This is a genomic window from Halobium salinum, from assembly GCF_026586625.1.
Classification (GTDB): domain Archaea; phylum Halobacteriota; class Halobacteria; order Halobacteriales; family Haloferacaceae; genus Halobium; species Halobium salinum.
The window spans coordinates 1,062,991-1,080,476 of record NZ_JAODIW010000006.1 but is presented as its reverse complement, the minus strand read 5'-3'; the positions used below and the strand labels follow the sequence as shown (position 1 = coordinate 1,080,476).

The following is a 17,486-nucleotide window of genomic DNA, read 5'->3' as shown; positions in this document are numbered from 1 at the left end:
TGCTCGCTCCCTGCGGTGCCTGTGTCGGCCGCCTTCCCCGAGAGCCGGGCCCCTTTCGAAACCCCACCCGACCACGGGTGTGGCGGCTCGCGTCGTCGCCGGCTGTCAGGCCCGAGTCGACGCCGACTGCGGCGCTCGCACCGTCACCCACCGCGGGGGTCGTCGCCGATGATACCCCTGTTCCACGACTTCGCGGGTGAGACCGTGCTCGTCGTCGGCGGCGGCTCCGTTGGGGCACGGAAGGCCCGGCGGTTCGCCCGGGAAGCGCGCGTGGTCGTCGTCAGCCCCGCGTTCGACGCGCGGTTCGACGACGCCGAGTCGTGGGGCGACGACGTGGAGGGCGAGGGTGCCGGCGTCGACCTCGTGCGAGCGGCGCCGACGCCCGATTCCGTCGGCGAGTGGGTCCGGCGGGCGGAGCCGGTCCTCGTCGTCGCCGCCACCGACGACGGCGAGTTGAACGCCGCGGTCGAACGGGCGGCCCGCGAGGCGGGTGCGCTCGTCAATCGGACCGACCAGTCCGGAGGTCGGGAGGCCGGGAGCGTCGTCGTCCCGGCGACGGTCCGCGACGACCCCGTGACGGTGGCGATATCGACCGGCGGGGGGAGTCCCGCGCTCTCGAAACACCTGCGCGAGCGTCTCGAGGACGAACTAGCCGGCGCCGGGGCGATGGCGACGCTGAGCGCCGAGGTACGGGCCGACCTGAAGGCTCGCGGAATCGCCCCGGAGCGACGGCGAACGGCCGTCAGAGCGGTGGTTCGGAGCGATACTGTTTGGAAGGCTTTACGTACGGGGGATTCCAAGGCGGGGCAAGAGGCAGCGCGCGTGATACGGAACGAACTCGACGAACTCGACGCCGAAGATGTGGGGAACAGCGGGGGTGACCCGTCACGGTGACCGCCGGAGTCATCTCGAGCGTCAGCGTCTCGCACCGGCGCGCGGGCGTCGACGAAATCGAGGCCGTGGCGCCGACCGACGAACGGACGGCCGTCTCGGACCTCTTGGGACGCGACGGCGTCTCGGAGGCGTTCGTCCTCGTCACGTGCAACCGCGTCGAGGCGTACGTCGTGAGCGACGACGCCCCCGCCGGCCGTGCGGCGCTCGAGGATTTCGTCCCTCTGGCCCGCGAGGACGCCGTCGAGCGCTTCGGTCACGAGGAGTCCATCCGCCACCTGATGCGTGTCGCCTGCGGGCTGGAGTCGCTCGTCGTCGGCGAGGACCAGATAATCGGCCAAGTGAAGACGGCGATGGCGGAGGCCGGCGCCGTCGGCGGCCTCGGCCCGACGCTCGAGGACGCCCTCACCAAGGCCGTCCACGTCGGCGAGCGCGCCCGCACCGAGACCGCCATCAACGAAGGGGTCGTCTCGCTGGCGAGCGCCGCCGTCGAACTGGCCGCCCGGGAGACCGACCTCGACGGCGTGACCGCGCTCGTCGTCGGCGCCGGCGAGATGGGGACGCTCGCGGCCCGGTCGCTGACCGCCGCCGGCGTCGGCACCGTGCTCGTCGCCAACCGCACCGTCCCCCACGCCGAGCACGTCGCCGAGGAGTTAGCGACCGAGGCCCGAGCCGTCGGCCTCGACGCGGCCCCCGCCGCCGCCACGGAGGCGGACGTCGTCATCACGGCGACCGGGGCCCCCGAGTACGTCCTCGACCGGTCGGCGCTCGAAGCCGCCGGCCGGACCGTCGTCGTCGACATCGCCCAGCCCCGCGACGTGGCGCCCGGCGTGGAGGCGGTCGACGACGTGGTCGTGCACGACATCGACGCCCTCGAAGCCGTCACCGACGAGACGAAGGCCCACCGCGAGGCGGCCGCCCGCGAGGTGGAGGCGCTCATCGACGACGAGCTCGACCGCCTGCTGGACTCGTTCAAGCGCAAGCGCGCCGACGAGGCCGTCAGCGCCATGTACGAGGGTGCAGAGCGCGTCAAGAGCCGCGAGCTGGAGACGGCACTGAACAAGCTCGAATCGCAGGGCGAGCTCACCGACGAACAGCGCGAGACGGTCGCCGCCCTCGCCGACTCGCTGGTCGGTCAACTGCTCGCGGCGCCGACGAAGAGCCTCCGGGACGCCGCCGCCGAGGACGACTGGTCGACCATCCACACCGCGATGAAGCTGTTCGACCCCGAGTTCGACCGCGCGCCCGAGTTCGCCCCGTCGGCGGTGCCCGAGGACGCGGACATCCCCGAGAGCGTCGTCGAAGGGTTCGCAGACGACTGATTCTCCCCTCGACGAGCACGTTCTAGCACTTTCTCCCACCGTCCACGGGCAAACCATTAACCGCCCACCGGTCGACAGTGCGGCCATGGCCGAAGTACTCGACGCCGACGAGGTCGACAACCGCGTGCCCGAAGGCTGGGAACGGGAGGACGACGAGATCGTCCGCGTCTACGAGTTCGACGACTACCTCAAGGGCGTCTCCTTCGCTCAGAGCGTCGGTGAGGTCGCGGAGGAGGAGTTCCACCACCCGACCATCACCATCCGGTACGAGGAGGTCGAGGTCCGCCTCACCAGCCACGAGGAGGGCGGCATCACCGAGAAGGACATCCGCCTCGCCGGGCTGTTCGACGACGAGTTCTGAGCCGCCGGAGAGGACGAATGAACGCCGCCTACGTCTTTCGCGTCCGCTTCCGCCTCGACCCCGAGGGGGCCCGCGTCGACCCGAACGAGTTCGAGACCGTGCTTCGGATACCCGCCGACCCGCCGGGCGAGGACGGCTGGCTGTTCTTCCGTGACAACCTCTGGCGCGGCGAGGCGGGCGACGAGCGCCACCTCCGTGACGAGGCGGAGTCGCTGCTCTCGGTTCCCGTCTCCTCGGTGCGGTTCAGCGAACTCGAGACCGACCCCGAGTACCTCTCGGCGCTGAAGCGTGCCATCGAGGACGATATCGAGGGAACCGACGGGACGAACAGCTTCAACGCGACGACCGTCGACGAGACCCTCTCGAAGTACCTCGGCAGTTCGATTCGGGTGCGCGAGAGCGACCGGGGCGAGTGAGTCGGCAGGGGCAACGGCTCGAACTGCAGAACACGAATCGTGAGTCCGGACCGGACCGCGGCGGCGACACGGGCCGGGCAACCGGTGTCGGACCGGCGGTCGGTTCGGTCGTCCCTCGTTCGGAGACCGTCCGGGAGTTCCCGGACGAGTCAGAGGTAGGAGTCGCCGACGAGGTGCTGCTCTCTGCGACGTACAACGGCTTGATTCGTCGCGTTGGGGGATGAAGGCCGTTAGATACCGTCGGGGAACCGTGCGGTCCGTCGACAGGACGCCGACCGGGTCGTGTGTGGGAGTGACACGGGCTCGAAACCGACTTTACCACCCGGCTCCTACTCACGAAATCCGAACGATGGTGGAGGACTACGAGTTCTGGCTGTTCGACCTCGACGGGACGCTGGTCGACGCGGACTGGGCGTACACCCGGGACGTGTACGACCGGGTGGGCGACCGGTTGAACCACGAGTTCACCGACCGTGAGGCGGAGCTACTCTGGCACGGGCTCTCCGGGGCGCGGAACCCGCTCCTTCGCGAGTGGGGGTTCGACCCCGAGGCGTTCTGGCCGGCGTTCCACGCCGAGGAGGACCCCCAGCGCCGCGCGCGGGCGACGTACCTCCACGACGACGCCGAACGCCTGCTCGACGCGCTCGAGGACCGCGACGTGCCGATGGGCGTGGTGACCCACTGCCAGCGCTTCCTCGCGGAGCCGGTGCTCGACAGGCTCGGCCTCGCGGAGCGCTTCGACGCGGTCGTCTGCTGTACCGACGAGGTGGGCTGGAAACCGGACCCGGCGCCCGTCCGTCACGCCATGGCCGAACTCGGGGTCGCCGACTCGGGGACCGCCGAGGGCGGCTCGGGGACGGACGCCGTCAGGAGCGACGGCGGAAGCGACGTCGGGACCGGGGACGCCACCGGAACCGTCCCGGACCACCGTGGGGTGCTCGTCGGCGACGGCCCGAACGACATCGGAGCGGCCTGGAACGCCGGGCTCGACGGGGTCCACGTCGAGCGCCACGGCGCCGACCGGCGTGGCTGGTGTGTGCTCGGCGACCGCCGCGTCTCGTCGCTCGACGAACTGCTCGACGCGTCCGCTAGCTCGTCCTGAACGGTCCGTCGACCGCCGGTCACCTACCGGTCGTCGAAGACGTCGACCGCCGGTGTCCGTCTGACTGCGACCGCGCCCGCGCTCGTGACGGCGAGGTCGAGGCCGCGGTAGGGGAACCGGACGACGGTCGTCCCGTCGTCGCCCCGTCGGTGGCGGAGCAGGTCCTCGAGCGCTTCGCCGTTGACCACGTCGTAGAGGGTCGTTCGACCGTCGTCCGACCCGAGAATCCCGTCGACGGCGTCGACGACGGTGACGACGAGCTCCGCATCCGCGTCCCAGTCGTGCGTCGCGACCACCACCCAGTCGTCGCCGAGCGCACCGGCCACGACCGGGTCGGCCGCACCTCTCACCTCGCCGGTCCCGGCCAGCTCTCCCGTCTCGTGTGGCTCTCCGGCCTCAGTCGGTCCTGCCGCCTCGCCCGGGTCGTCGGTCGACGTCCGACGGTCGCTCACGTCGGTCGCGACCGCCGCCAACTCCTGCTCGAGGGTCTCGACCGACGTCTCGCCGCTCTTCTGGACGTACGCCGTCACGCCGGCTCGCTGCGCGTCGTCGGCGACGCGGTCCCACTCGGCTCCGGTGAAGAGGACGACCGGGAGGTCCGGATACTGTCGGCGGAGCGCGACGACGAACGACTCCCCGTCGCTCGTCCGAATCGAGTCGCTGACGACGCAGTCGAACCGCCCGCCGTCGAGGAGCGAGAACGCCTCTTCGGCGGTCGTAGCCGTCACGAACCGGGTACGGTACTCCTCCGCGTCGATGCGGCGACCGGTGAGCCGGAGGAAGGATGGGTCGTCGTCGACGTGGAGAACGCTCAACTGCCGGTCCATGGGTACGGTCTCGCCGGGGGCGATATAAAGTCTGGTGTAAAAATCTCACCAGCCGTCTCAGCGGTCGGTCGTCCCGGTGAGCCCGTCGATGTGCTCGGCTACGTGCTCCAGTTCCCGCTCCAGCGCGGCGACGCTCGACTTGTCGGTTCGGGCGGGGTTCGCGAGGACGGTCACGGGCTGGTCCCCGAGGGGGACGAACGAGAGTCCGAGGCTCTCGGCCGTCGCTCGGAGGCCCAGGCCGGCGTCGGCCTTCCCGGCGAGCACCTTCCGTGCGGGGCTCTCGTAAGCCTTCGCCGCGAGGTCGAACCCGTCGATTGCGTCGACGAGGTCGTGACGCGTCGACCCACGCTCCTCGGCGAGGGCGGCGAGGGCGTTCGAGAGGTCGGTTCGGAGCCCGGAGTTCGTGTCCCGGTTGACGAACCGGAGGTCGCGGTCGACGAGGTCTGCGAGCCCCGACACCGACTCGGGGTTGCCCGCGGGGACGACGAGCCCCCACTCGCGGCGCCACCCGCCGAGGTCGACGCCGTCGACGTCGCGCTCTCGCTCGCCGGCGACGACGGCCACGTCGGGAACGCCGCCACGCAGCCGGCGGAGTCCCTCGCGGCTCCCGACGGCGAGGTAGCGCGGGCGGTCCAGGCGGTCGAGCAGGCGGTTGAGGACCGGGTCGTCCTCGCCGACGCCGAGGAGGGTCGGCGGGCGCACGTCCGGCGAGAACAGTTGGACCTCGACCCGCTCGCCCTCGGCGAGGTACTCTGTGTCGGGGTGGACGGCGACGACCCCGTCGGCCTCGACGAGGCTCGTCGTCGCCCCGCTCCCCTTGTCGACGGGGTAGACCAGCGGCGCTTCGTCCCCGTCGCCGTCGGAGTCGCCTTCGAGCAGTCCCACCGGCATGTAGCGCAGTCGCCCCTCCGCGTAGCGCTCCCGGACGGCCATCCGCCCCGCGACGGTGGCGGTTCGGGGCTCGGGGAGCCCCGCCGCCTCCCGAATCGCCGGCGCGACGAACGTCCGGAAGATGGTGAGCGCCGAGACGGGGTAGCCGGGGAGGCCGACGTACGCCGAGTCGGCGAGGCGACCGACGAGCATCGGCTTCCCGGGCTTGACGGCGACGCCGTGAAGCAGGAGTTCGCCGCGCTCTTCGACGACGCGGTAGATGACGTCGACGGCGCTCGCCGACGTGGAACCCGAGGAGAGCACGAGGTCACACTCCGCGGCGGCCTCCCGGAGCACGCGCTCCATCTCGTCGTAGTCGTCGCCGGCGTGGGGGTAGAGGACGGCTTCGCCGCCGGCCTCCTCGACGCCCGCGGCGACCGTCGTGGAGTTCACGTCGTATATCTGGCCGGCCTCGCTGTCGAGTTCGTCGCCGGGCCGGACGAGTTCGTCGCCGGTCGAGACGATGCCGACCGTCGGTCGGCCGCGAACGGGCACCTCGTCGACGCCGAGCGCGGAGAGGAGACCGATTTCGCGAGGGGTGAGGAGGGTCCCGGGGCCGAGCGCCCGGCCGCCGGCGGCGATGTCGGCGCCGGCGAGCATCACGTGGTCGCCGGGCGCGACCGAGGTGCGGAACGCGATTCTCTCCCCCTCGTCGCGCTCGTCGGTCCGTTCGACCATCACCACGGCGTCGGCTCCCTCGGGCATCACGGCGCCGGTCGATATCTCGACGCAGGAGCCGGATTCGACCGCGAGACCCGGCCTCTCGCCGGCGTGGACCGCCCCGGTGAGGTCGAGGACGACCGGGTCGGCCTCGTCGGCGCCGAAGGTGTCGCGGGCGCGGACGGCGTACCCGTCCATGCTCGCCCGGTCGAACCCCGGCACGTCGAGTTCGGCGTCGACACGCTCGGCGAGCACCCGGCCGCGGGCGTCCGATAGCGGGACCGTCTCGGCCTCGGGCGTCAGGTCGAGCGACGCGATGGCGTCGTGGGCCGCCTCCGGTTCCGCGAGGTCGCGGAACTCCTTGCGGTCGCTCACGCGAGCCACCCCCCGCTGGCTCGCGTGCCGTCCGAGGGCGCGGAGCGTCCGAGTGAACTCACGCGGACCACTCCCAGTTCTCGACGGCGACGGTGTCGCCCGCGGCGTACCCCTCGACGGACTCGGGGACGACGACCCAACCGTCCGCGAGCGCGACCGAGGAGAGGACCCCGGAGCCGGAGACGCGGGTCGGCTCGGCCACGCGCTCGACGGTCCCGTCCTCGTCGGTCGTCTCGTCGAGCCTGACCCGGACGAACGTCCGCGTGCCGGGTTCGCTCGTCACCTTCCGACTCAACCGAGCCTCGACGCTCGGGTGGGCCTCGCGGGGCATTCCGCCGACGGCCTTCAGGGCGGGTCGGAGGAACTGGACGGCGTTGACGATGCAGGCGACGGGGTAGCCCGGCAGGGCGAGCACCGGGGTGTCCTCGACGACACCGAGCGCGACGGGGTGGCCCGGTTTGAGCGCGACGCCGTGAACCAGCACCTCGCCGAGGTCGTCGACGACTTCGTGGGTGTAGTCGCGCTCGCCGACCGAGGAGCCGCCGGTGAGCACCACGGCGTCTTTCGTCAGGTCGCGCTCGATGGCGACCCGGATGGCCTCGGGGTCGTCCGTCACGGTGTCGCGGTAGGTCGCCACGCCGCCCCAGCGTTCGACGAGCCGGGAGACGGTGAGCCCGTTGGTCTCGACGATTTCGCCCGGTTCGGGCTCCGACTGGACGAGCTCCTCGCCGGTCGGCACGACGCCCACGGTCGGGCGCTCGAAGATGGGCACCTCGCGCAGTCCCACCGACTTCAGGAGGCCGAGGTCGGAGGGTCGAAGGCGGTGGCCCGGCTCGTACAGCGTCGCGCCGGCGGCTACGTCCTCCCCCGTCGGGCCGACGTTCTCGCCCTCCGCGACGGCGTCGAACACCTCCAGTTCGGAGGCGGGGTCGCCGACCGCCTCGACGTGTTCGACCATCACCACGGCGTCGGCGCCGGCGGGGAGTTCGCTTCCCGTGTGGACACGGACGGCGTTCCCCGGGGAGACCGCCTCCGATTCGGGGGCGACGCGCAGAATCTCGGGCGACCGGTCCGACGCGCCGAAGGTGTCGGCGGCACGGACGGCGTATCCGTCCATCGCGGCCCGGTCGTAGTTCGGGACGGGGTTCGGCGCCGTCAGGGGCTCGGCGACGGTCCGTCCGTCGGCGTCGGCGACGCCAACCCGTTCCGTCCGGCCGTGCGGGACTACTGCGTCGAGCAGCGCCTCGCGGGCCTCGGCCACTCGGGTTCGCTCCTTGAACCCGGCGTGGCGAAGGTCGTCGTGACTCATGTCCTCGGGTTGCGGTCCCACGGTGAAAGCGTCTCCCCTCCCGCCTTGCCGGTTGGTGAGCGGGACCGCGAACGCTTGGCCCTGTCCAGTTACCGAGGTTCGGTGTCGGGTGAACGAGTCGGTGGACACGGAAGCCCCCGTCCGAAGTCCCGCCCGACTGCGGCTGTCGGGTGGTCGGTGTTTCCTCTCCGCTCGGTGGGAAGCGTAACCAAATATCGCCGAACCGGCTGGGGGAAGACACTTACTCCGTCGATTGAGTCGGTACGCCATGCACCGTCGCGCCCTCCTCACCGCCGCCGTCGCCGCCGGAGCCGGCTGTCTCGGGGCGTCGACGCAACGAGGGGATTCGGCGTCGCCGACGAGCGGCGAAACAGCGGTCGAGGAGCCGACCACGAAAGAACCGACGGGAAGCGCCACGTCGACACCCGAAGATGGCATCACGACCCACGAGTCGCTGACCGCCGGCGGGAAGGAGCTCTTCGGCGTGCTCCTCGAGGAGGGCTCGGTCGACCGTCCGTCGACCGAGGTTCCGACCGGCCTGTGGGAGGCGACGGCCGTCCGCTACGAGGGGACCACGTACACGCTGTCGAGGGAGCCACGGGAGTCCGTCGCCGTCTACTCGACGAGCGCGTCGGCCGTGACCCGCGAGACCGTGGCCGACGACGAACTGGTGCGGTACGGCGACCTCTCTCCGGATGCCCAGCGCGTCTTCGATGACGCGGCCGACAGCGGGTCGTACGACGGCCCGCCGCCCGGCGTGTTACGCGACGCCCAGTACGTCGAACGCGACGGTCGGTACTACCGGCTTCGCGTCGCGACCGGTGACGTCCGCGTGTGGCGCCTCTCCGTATCGAAGCGCTCTCTCTGGGAGTAGTCGGCCCAAGAGCTATACCGACCGCCGACGCAGCGCCGACATGGTCAGAGCCCTCCCGACGCACGGCCACACGTCGAAGCTGGTCGCCTTCTGGGTCGTCGTCCTCGCCTGGGCCGCGGTCGTGGCGGCGTCGTCGACGCTGTTCGACCCCACGTGGACCCTCGCCGTCGCAGTCGTCGCGCTGGTCGCCCTGAGCGCCGCGTCGTACCCAGTCTTCCGACGGCTCTGAGGCGCTCCTGAACCGACCGCACGACCCCCGACGACCGCAACCCTTGTAACCCCGGCCCGTTCACCACCTGCTGAACGTCCGTGAACCGCAACGACGTGGACCCGACGGCGACGCTCGTGACCCTGTGGCGGCCCGTCCTCCTCGGGGTCGTCGGCGGTGCCGCGCTGTACGTGCTCTCCGGGCAACTCGACGGTCTCTCCCTGCCGGCGGTCGCCGCGCTCCCGCATCCGACCGAGGAGCCGGTTCGGAGCGCCGTCTTCGTCGCGGCCGTCCTCGCGCTGGCGACGCTCGTCGACCGAGTCGAATCGCTGTTCGGCGTCGGCCGGGGCGGTCGGCGGGACGCCGCTACCGCGGGGTTTTTCGACCCCGCGACCGTAGACGCGTCCATGACAGCCCTGCGCGACGCGCTCCGTGAGCTGCCCGAGGCGGTGTTCGCCGACCTCCTCGAGAGCGACGACGCCTACCTCCTGGTGCTCGACCTCCCCGGCGTGTCCGCCGACTCCACGGACGTCCGTGCCGAACGCGGCCGCCTCCGCATCGAGGCCCGCCGCGAGAAGGAGCTCCCCCCGGAGTACCGCTACGTCCGGGAGGACCGCTCGCTCTTCCTCGACGCGGAACTCCCGCTCCCGCCGGACGCCTCCGACGCCGGTGCCGAGGCGACCGTCGACCGGGGCGTCCTCGAAGTGCGACTCCCGAAGCGGGAGGCCGCACCGGAGCGCTCGATACCCATCTCGGACAGCTCGTAGGCCGAGGTGGTTACGCTGGTCAACCTGCGCGCCTACTGGCGGTTCCTGATCGTCTTCTACCAGTTCTCGCCCCTCATCGTCGCCTACACGCGCGACCGCCGACGATACTTCCTGTTCGGCGGGCGCCGGCGCGTCGACCCCGAGGAGCGGGTGCGCCGGGCGGAGATTCTCCTCGACTCCCTGCTCACGCTGGGGCCCACGTTCATCAAACTCGGTCAGCTGTTGTCGACCCGGCCGGACATCCTCCCGCCGCAGTACATCGACGTACTGTCGAGCCTGCAGGACGACGTACCCGCCGCAGAGTGGAGCGAAGCCCAGCAGGTGCTCGAAGCCGAGTTGGGTCCCGTCGACGCCGTCTTCGACGAGTTCGACCGCGAGGCCATCAGCGGCGCGAGCCTCGGACAGGTGTACAAGGCCACGTACGACGGGGAACCGGTCGCGGTGAAGGTTCGCCGTCCCGGCATCGAGGCGCTCGTCGAGGCCGACCTCCGGGTCATCCGCTGGTCGCTCCCGCTGATTCAGCGATTCATCGGGCAGGGCCGGGCGTTCTCCCTCGAGAACCTCGCCGACGAGTTCGCGAAGACCATCCGACAGGAGATGGACTACACCCGCGAGAAGCGGATGTTGGAGGAGATTCGGGGGAACTTCGAGGGCGACGAGAATATCCGCATCCCCGACCCCTACGACGAGGCGTCGGGGCCGCGCGTGCTGACGATGGAGTACCTCCCGGGCGTGAAGATTTCGGACGTGACCGCGCTCGACGAACTCGGCGTCGACCGACACGACCTCGCCGAGCGCCTCGACCGCATCTACCTCCAGATGATTATCGAGGACGGCGTGTTCCACGCCGACCCGCACCCCGGGAACCTCGCCGTACAGGAGGACGGCTCCATCGTGTTCTACGACTTCGGGATGTCCGGGCGCGTCGACCCGTTCATCCAGGACAAGATCGTCGAGTTCTACATCGCCGTCGCGAACCAGAACATCGACGGCATCCTCGACACGCTCATCGAGATGGGGACGCTGTCGCCCGAGGCCGACCGGCAGGTGATGTCGGACGTGATGGAGCTCGCCATCGCCGACGCCCGCGGGGAGGACATCGAGACCTACCGCGTCCAGCAGATAATCGAGCAGGTGGAGTCGACCATCTACGAGTTCCCGCTTCGCCTCCCGAGGAACCTCGCGCTCGTCCTCCGCGTCGCCACCGTCGTCGAGGGGGTCTGTGTGACGCTCGACGAGAGCTTCGACTTCATCTCGGTGGCGACGGAGTACCTCTCCGAGGAGGGGTACCGCGAGGAGACGGTGAAGCAGGTCGTCGAGGAGACGGCCGACCAGTTCAACCGGACGGCGCAGTCGCTGGTGCGGGTGCCGCCGAAACTGGAACGTACCCTCGACCGGGCCGAGCGCGGCAACCTCACGTTCAACGTCCGCGTGGACGACAAGAACAGCGTGTTCGACCGTCTCGCGAAGCGGCTCATGTACGTCTTCTTCGTCGCCACCGGCGCGCTGTCGACAGCCATCCTCTACTCGTTCGTTCCAGACGACCCGATTCCCGCCGTCGTCGCCGCCGTCCTCACGCTCCCGTTCGCGTTTCTGCTGTATCGCGCGTTCAAGTCGAAGAGCGGCCTCCGCGCGACCCCCCAGTTCACCCGACAGAACCTCCGAGACCGACGCGAGGAGTAGGGAGGCTCCGGCCGCTGAACGTTTTTCCGCCCACGCCGCGTAGAGCGACCGACGCGAGATGCACTCCCGCACGCGCTTCGTGCTCGCGGCCGGCTTCGTCGCCGTCGCCGGCGCCGTGAGCGTCCTCGCCGCCCCCGCGCTTCCCGAGCGAATCGTGACGAACTGGAACGCCGCCGGGGAACCGAGTGGGACGATGTCGACGCCGCTCGCGCTGGCGCTCGTCCCGCTTCTCGGCGCGGTCCTCGTCGGTCTGTTCGCGCTCCTCCCCCGGGTCGACCCGCTTCGGGCGAACGTCGCCGACTTCCGCGTCTACTACGACTGGTTCGTCGTCGTCTTCGCGGCCTACCTGCTGGTCGTCCACGCGGCCCTCGTGGCGTTCAACCTCGGCTACCCCGTCGACGTCACCCAGTTGATTCTCGCCGCCGTCGGCGTCCTCCTGTTCTACGCCGGCGTCGTGTTGAACCATGTGGAGCCGAACTGGTTCGTCGGTATCCGGACGCCGTGGACACTCAGCGACGACCGGGTGTGGGACCGAACCCATCGACTCGGCGCGCCGCTGTTCAAACTCTGTGGCGTCCTCGCGCTCGTCGGCCTCCTGTTCGGCGAGTACGCCGTCTACTTCGTCCTCGTGCCCGTGCTCGCCACCGCCGCCGTCACCGTGGTGTACTCGTACGTGCTGTACGAGCGGCTGAACCGCGACGGGGAAGTGGGACCCGGAGGCAGACGTGACGGCGACGATTCGTCGTTCTGAGCCCGGAACTGTTCGACTTTCCGAACCCCGAAGACGCCTCCCCCACGAAGCGACTCGACGCTCGACGGTCGTCGCCGAAGCTGTCAATTCTTAAATCCCTCCCCGCCGTGTGACCGACCGATGCCCTCCACTCGCCCGACTCGCCGAGCGGCGCTCGCCGGCCTCGGAGCCGTCGTCGCCGGTCTCGCCGGGTGTCCCTCCCGGCCGACCGGGGACCCCGACCCAGCCATCGACGCGCCCGACGTGGCGCCCGTCGGCGACGACCTCGGCCTCCGTATCCACGGGCTCGACCCCGCCTCGACCGTGACGCTCCGGGCGGCTACGCTCGTCGGCCAGGACCGGTTCGGTTCGTACGCGACGTTCGAGGCCGACGCCGACGGCGCCGTCGACCTCGCCGAGGACGCGCCGACCGCCGGAACGTACGACGGGGTCGCACCGATGGGGCCGGTCTGGTCGATGCGTCCGCGCGAGGGCCTGCCGGCTGCGGAGCGGCTGGCTAAACCCGAGGGCGCCTCCGACGGGGAGACGGTGTTCCGGGCGTCCGTGGACGGGGAGCACGTCGCGTCGACGCGGGTCCGAAGGCGGGTCGCGCCACCGTCGGTCGAGCAGGTCGACAGCCCCGACGGCCTCGTCGGGCGGGCGTACCTCCCCGATACGGAGGAGCCGAGTCCGGGCGTCCTCGTACTCCACGGCGGCGGCCCGGGGCGGGCGATGGACCGCCCGGCGAGACAGCTCGCCGCCTGCGGGTTCGCCGCGTTCGCGCTCCGGTACGTCGGTCCGGGGGCGGCGATTCCGTCGCGACCCCGTACGATTCCGCTCTCGTACTTCGGTCGCGGAATCGAGTGGCTGACCGGACTGGACGGCGTCGTCGACGGGGCCGTCGGCACCGTCGGCTGGTCGCTCGGCGGTCAGTTGGCGCTTCTGCTCGGGGCGCGCCGGGACGACGTCGGCGCCGTCGTCTCGTACAACGGTTCCAGTTTCGTGACGCACTTCGCGACCTTCGGGGCGTCCCCGTGGGCGGTCGACGGGGAGCCGCTCCCGTACCTCCCGGTCGACGTCGCCGAACACGGCGAGCACCGGCCGGTCGGCGGGGACGGCGTCCGGGCGTTTCACACCCGACCGGCCTACGAGGCGGCGTTCTCGGAAGCCGACGAGGTGACGCTCGAACCGACGCGAATCCCTGTCGAGCGCGTCGACGGCCCGGTGCTGTACGTCGCCGGCGCGGACGACGCCGTGCTCCCCGCCGACGAGGCTGGTCGTCGGGTGGTCGACCGCCTCGACGACGCCGACCACCCGCACCGCTACGACGCGCTCGTCTACGAGGACGCCGGCCACCGCATCGGCTTCCCCTATCGGCCCACGACCGGTCGTGCCGTCGCCCGCCAGCCGAAGGGAAACCGGGCCTTCGGCGGGACTCCCGCCGGCTACGCCCGGGCGGAGGCGGACTCGTGGGAGACGGTGCAGTCGTACCTGCGGGCCGGGCTCGGGGGCGGTCAGTCGGCGTAGAACAGCACCCGGCGACACTTCGGACGGAGGTAGGCCCGAACGTCGGTCGCGCCCCCGAAATGGAAACGGACGCGAGCCACAGCCGCGGTGACTAAGGTGTCGGTGCGGCCTTCTGCAGCGCCGTCTCGGCGATGTTGCCGCCGTAGTCGGCCGCTCGCGAGACGGAGTCGACGATGAGCCCGAGCATCTGGGCGCGGGTCGGGTCCAGCTCACGGAGGAGTTCGTCGATGGCGCGGGCGCGCTCGTCTATCTCTTGGACTGCCTCGCGGGCGTCGTTGGCCATCCGGGTCGCCTCGACGCTCTCCTCCTCGAAGAGGGCGTCCATCCCGGCGTCGACCACGTCGCGGGTCTCCTCGTACAGCTTCATGAGCGCCTCCGCCACGTCGTCGGGGACGGACTCCTCCAGCGTGAGCGTGAGATGAGCGATCTTCGTCGCGTGGTCGGCGATGCGTTCGAGCTGGCGGGCCGAGGAGTGGTAGTCGAAGCAGGTCTCGCGCGGGAGGCCGAGCTCCTCCGCGGCCTTCGGGGTACGAAGCGTCGAGCGGAAGATGCGCGAGACGACCATGTAGAGGCGGTCCACGTCGTCGTCGCGCTGGATGACGTCGCGGGCCATGTCCTGGTCGCGGTCGGCGAGTGCGGCGACGGCGTCCTCGAGCATCGAGAGGGCGATGAGCCGCATACGGGTGACGGCGTTGTGAATCGAGAGCTCGGAGGAGTCGAGCAGGTCCCGGATGACGACCCGGTCGCGGGTCTCCTCCAGCACTTCGAGCCCGACGAGACTCTGAGTGGCCTGCCGGATGGTGCGGCGCTGGTCGTTCGAGATGCGGCTGTTCTCCAGCGCGATGATGTCGAAACCGCTGACGTACATCGTCATCACCGCGCGCGTGAGCTCGTCACCGCCCAGTCCGGAGATGTCGAGTGTCCCCTCGGTGCGCTCGTCCTCGGAGCGTGGAGTGAGAAACAGCGAGTCACCCTCCGGGTAGAACTCCACCTCGCTCCCGGCGCTGACCCCGTTCTCGGTCGCCCAGTCCTTCGGGATGGAGACCGTGTACGTCGACCCACCCGTCACCTGCACCTTCCGGGTTTCGACCATGTGAACAGATGACTCGCTCTCCCCTATAAAGATGCCTGTTTCTATATACCTGGGCGGACGGTGGCGGTAGGCCCCGCCCGTATCGGGGGTTCGGCAGTCGTCAACGGAGTTAGAACAGGGCGTCTTCCGGCTCCACCACTCGGACCTGAACGGCCGTCGGTTGCATCCACGAGGCTCGAGTCGACAGTCGAGTCGGGAGGACACCGGACGCGATATCTGACTCCACGAGCGAAACCCATTACCATACCCAATACTATATAGTTGTCATAGCAGGGTATTTACTCGTCAGTCGTCTCCGTTGGGACGATGACGGAGGAATCCTCGGACAAGGGCGTCTCGCGGCGCAAACTCATCGCGGCGGCCGGAACCGTCGGTGCTGTCGGCATCGCCGGCTGTACGAGCAACACGAACGCGGGCGGGGAGTCGGGCGGGAGCGAAAACGGCTCCGGCTCCGAGGGCGGCTCCGGCAACGAATCGGGTAACGAGTCCGGCTCCGGTCAGCTCTCGGGCACCATCGACGTCGCGGGTAGTTCCACCGTGTTCCCGCTCGCGACGGCGATGGCCGAGGAGTTCCGCAAGGACCACCCCGACGTGAAGATCAACATCCAGTCGACCGGTTCCGGCGGCGGGTTCGCGAACCACTTCTGTCCCGGCCGGACGGACTTCAACAACGCCTCCCGTCCCATCAAAGAGGAAGAGAAGGCGAGCTGTCAGCAGAGCGACATCAACCCCGTCGAGCTCAACGTCGCCACCGACGCGCTGACGGTCGTCGTCAGCCCGGAGAACGATTTCATCGACTGTCTCACCCTCGAACAGCTCAAGCAGATATGGTCCGGCGAGAGCAAGCCCACCACGTGGAGCGAGGTGAACTCCGACTGGCCCGACGAGCAGATCGAGCTGTTCGGACCGACGGACGCCTCGGGGACGTTCGACTACTTCAAGGAGGCCGTCCTCGGCGAGGAGACGAACCACCGCAACGACTACCAGTCGACCGAGCAGGACCGCACCATCATCCAGGGCGTCTCGAAGTCGCAGTACGCCATCGGCTACCTCGGCTACGCCTACTACAGCGAGAACAAGGACACGGTGAAGGCGGTCAGCATCGACAACGGTGACGGGCAGTGCGTGAAGCCCTCGCTGGAGACCGCGAAGTCCGGGAAGTACAAGCCGCTCTCGCGGCCGCTGTTCACCTACCCCGCCAAGGAGTCGCTGGCGGAGGAGCACGTCGCCGAGTTCGCGAAGTTCTGGATCGAGAACGCGACGAGTGAGGAGATCGTCGCCGACCAGGTCGGCTACGTCCCGCTCGACGAGGAGCAGCAGAAAGAGCAGATGACGAAGCTGGAGTCGGCCATCAGCGAGGCACAGGGGAACTGAGACCCCTCTCTCCGGCTGCCTGACAGCATCACCGACGCACAACGAAGCGTTTTTTCGACCAAACCGATACGACCAATGCGATGAGCACGGACGACCTAGAAAACGACCTCACGAGGCGGACGGAGAACGCGCCACAGGAGCTAGTGACACGCTCCTTCTTCTTCCTCTGTGCGGTGCTCTCCGTCGCGACGACGCTCGCTATCGTCGTCCTCCTCGTGACGGAGGCGGCCAAGTTCTTCGACATGACCGCCCCGTTGATGGGTGTCACGGGAAAGACGGTATCGATCGCCGACTTCCTCACGGGAACCGAGTGGAACATCCAGGGCGAGCAGTTCGGCGTTCTCGCGCTCGTGTCCGCGACCGTGATGGTCACGCTCGGGTCGGCCGTGGTCGCCATCCCGCTCGGCACCGCGACCGCCATCTACCTGAGCGAGTACGCGGGCCCACAGGTCAGGTCGCTGCTGAAGCCGGCGCTCGAAGTTCTCGCCGGCATCCCGACGGTCGTCTACGGCTTCTTCGCGCTCGTGTACGTCACGCCCGCGCTCAGGGTCCTGTTCCCCGAAATCGAGTTCTTCAACCTCGCCTCCGCGTCCCTGCTCGTCGGCGTCCTCATCATCCCGATGGTCGCATCCATCAGCGAGGACGCGATGAGCGCCGTGCCGGACGAACTCCGGCAGGCCGGCTACGGTATGGGGGCGACGAAGTTCGAGGTGTCGACGGGCATCGTCGTGCCGGCGGCCATCTCCGGTATCATCTCCTCGTACATCCTCGCGCTGTCGCGGGCCATCGGGGAGACGATGATCGTCGTCGTCGCCGCCGGCTCCGCGGCGAAGTTCCTGCTCCCGCTCCCGTCCTCGTACCTCGAAGGGGCACTCCCCATGACGGCCGCGATGGTGAAGCTCCTGACGGGGGACATCACCGGCGGCGGCCTCGCCTACCGCAGCCTGTTCGCCATCGGCCTGACGCTGTTCTTCCTCACGCTCACCATGAACGTCATCAGCGACCTCGTCGCTCAGCGATACCGGGAGGAGTACTGA

17 protein-coding genes are annotated in these 17,486 nt (G+C 69.8%); 13 read left to right on the top strand and 4 right to left on the bottom strand.

Features of this window, described 5'->3' with window-relative positions; translation table 11 throughout:
• The first annotated feature begins 168 nt into the window (after positions 1 to 168).
• The 5 genes from N5095_RS08745 to N5095_RS08725 all read left to right on the top strand — a co-directional run bounded on the left by N5095_RS08745 (position 169) and on the right by N5095_RS08725 (position 4,092).
• Entirely contained in the window at positions 169 to 894 is a 726-nt protein-coding gene (locus N5095_RS08745) for a precorrin-2 dehydrogenase/sirohydrochlorin ferrochelatase family protein (RefSeq protein WP_267622388.1), read from the top strand.
• The gene (gene hemA / locus N5095_RS08740; RefSeq protein ID WP_267622387.1) at positions 891 to 2,213 is read left to right on the top strand and encodes a glutamyl-tRNA reductase; all 1,323 of its coding nucleotides are present in this window, start codon (positions 891 to 893) and stop codon (positions 2,211 to 2,213) included. Before N5095_RS08745 ends, hemA begins: the two co-directional genes overlap by 4 nt.
• Positions 2,214 to 2,298: 85 nt before the next feature.
• Entirely contained in the window at positions 2,299 to 2,574 is a 276-nt protein-coding gene (locus tag N5095_RS08735; RefSeq protein ID WP_267622386.1) for a 4a-hydroxytetrahydrobiopterin dehydratase, read from the top strand.
• A 17-nt stretch (positions 2,575 to 2,591) separates the two neighbouring features.
• Positions 2,592 to 2,990, top strand: a complete 399-nt coding sequence (gene lwrS, locus N5095_RS08730) for an LWR-salt protein (RefSeq protein WP_267622385.1) — start codon at positions 2,592 to 2,594, stop codon at positions 2,988 to 2,990.
• Between the two features lie 349 nt (positions 2,991 to 3,339).
• Complete coding sequence (locus tag N5095_RS08725; RefSeq protein ID WP_267622384.1) at positions 3,340 to 4,092, top strand: HAD family hydrolase; 753 nt, start codon at positions 3,340 to 3,342, stop codon at positions 4,090 to 4,092.
• Positions 4,093 to 4,115: 23 nt separating this feature from the next.
• Here the strand turns inward: N5095_RS08725 and N5095_RS08720 are convergent, their stop codons facing one another.
• The 3 genes from N5095_RS08720 to N5095_RS08710 are packed head-to-tail and all read right to left on the bottom strand — an operon-like array spanning position 4,116 to position 8,193.
• Complete coding sequence (locus N5095_RS08720) at positions 4,116 to 4,919, bottom strand: response regulator (protein WP_267622383.1); 804 nt, start codon at positions 4,917 to 4,919, stop codon at positions 4,116 to 4,118.
• Positions 4,920 to 4,976: 57 nt separating this feature from the next.
• Positions 4,977 to 6,884, bottom strand: coding sequence for a molybdopterin biosynthesis protein (locus tag N5095_RS08715; protein ID WP_267622382.1), 1,908 nt, complete (start codon positions 6,882 to 6,884; stop codon positions 4,977 to 4,979).
• A gap of 58 nt (positions 6,885 to 6,942) precedes the next feature.
• A complete protein-coding gene (locus tag N5095_RS08710; RefSeq protein WP_267622381.1) occupies positions 6,943 to 8,193 on the bottom strand; it encodes a molybdopterin molybdotransferase MoeA in 1,251 nt (416 codons plus the stop codon).
• A 268-nt stretch (positions 8,194 to 8,461) separates the two neighbouring features.
• Here N5095_RS08710 and N5095_RS08705 point away from each other — a divergent pair, with 268 nt between their 5' ends.
• From N5095_RS08705 to N5095_RS08680, 6 genes are all read left to right on the top strand, one after another.
• A complete protein-coding gene (locus N5095_RS08705; protein ID WP_267622380.1) occupies positions 8,462 to 9,067 on the top strand; it encodes a DUF7979 domain-containing protein in 606 nt (201 codons plus the stop codon).
• 40 nt (positions 9,068 to 9,107) lie between these two features.
• Positions 9,108 to 9,296: a hypothetical protein gene (locus N5095_RS08700; protein WP_267622379.1), complete on the top strand. Its 189-nt coding sequence runs from the start codon at positions 9,108 to 9,110 to the stop codon at positions 9,294 to 9,296.
• A 386-nt stretch (positions 9,297 to 9,682) separates the two neighbouring features.
• On the top strand, positions 9,683 to 10,042 hold the full coding sequence (locus tag N5095_RS08695) for an Hsp20/alpha crystallin family protein (RefSeq protein ID WP_267623024.1): 360 nt from the start codon (positions 9,683 to 9,685) through the stop codon (positions 10,040 to 10,042).
• Between the two features lie 6 nt (positions 10,043 to 10,048).
• Entirely contained in the window at positions 10,049 to 11,725 is a 1,677-nt protein-coding gene (locus tag N5095_RS08690) for an ABC1 kinase family protein (RefSeq protein ID WP_267622378.1), read from the top strand.
• 58 nt (positions 11,726 to 11,783) lie between these two features.
• Complete coding sequence (locus N5095_RS08685; protein WP_267622377.1) at positions 11,784 to 12,476, top strand: SdpI family protein; 693 nt, start codon at positions 11,784 to 11,786, stop codon at positions 12,474 to 12,476.
• A 120-nt stretch (positions 12,477 to 12,596) separates the two neighbouring features.
• On the top strand, positions 12,597 to 13,982 hold the full coding sequence (locus N5095_RS08680; RefSeq protein ID WP_267622376.1) for an acyl-CoA thioesterase/bile acid-CoA:amino acid N-acyltransferase family protein: 1,386 nt from the start codon (positions 12,597 to 12,599) through the stop codon (positions 13,980 to 13,982).
• A gap of 91 nt (positions 13,983 to 14,073) precedes the next feature.
• Here N5095_RS08680 and N5095_RS08675 read toward each other — a convergent pair whose 3' ends face one another.
• Positions 14,074 to 15,075, bottom strand: coding sequence for a phosphate signaling complex PhoU family protein (locus N5095_RS08675; protein WP_267622375.1), 1,002 nt, complete (start codon positions 15,073 to 15,075; stop codon positions 14,074 to 14,076).
• 306 nt (positions 15,076 to 15,381) lie between these two features.
• Between N5095_RS08675 and N5095_RS08670 the strand changes: the two genes are divergently transcribed.
• Both N5095_RS08670 and pstC read left to right on the top strand, forming a co-directional pair.
• A complete protein-coding gene (locus N5095_RS08670) occupies positions 15,382 to 16,449 on the top strand; it encodes a PstS family phosphate ABC transporter substrate-binding protein (protein ID WP_267622374.1) in 1,068 nt (355 codons plus the stop codon).
• Positions 16,450 to 16,529: 80 nt separating this feature from the next.
• Positions 16,530 to 17,486, top strand: coding sequence for a phosphate ABC transporter permease subunit PstC (pstC, locus tag N5095_RS08665; protein WP_267622373.1), 957 nt, complete (start codon positions 16,530 to 16,532; stop codon positions 17,484 to 17,486).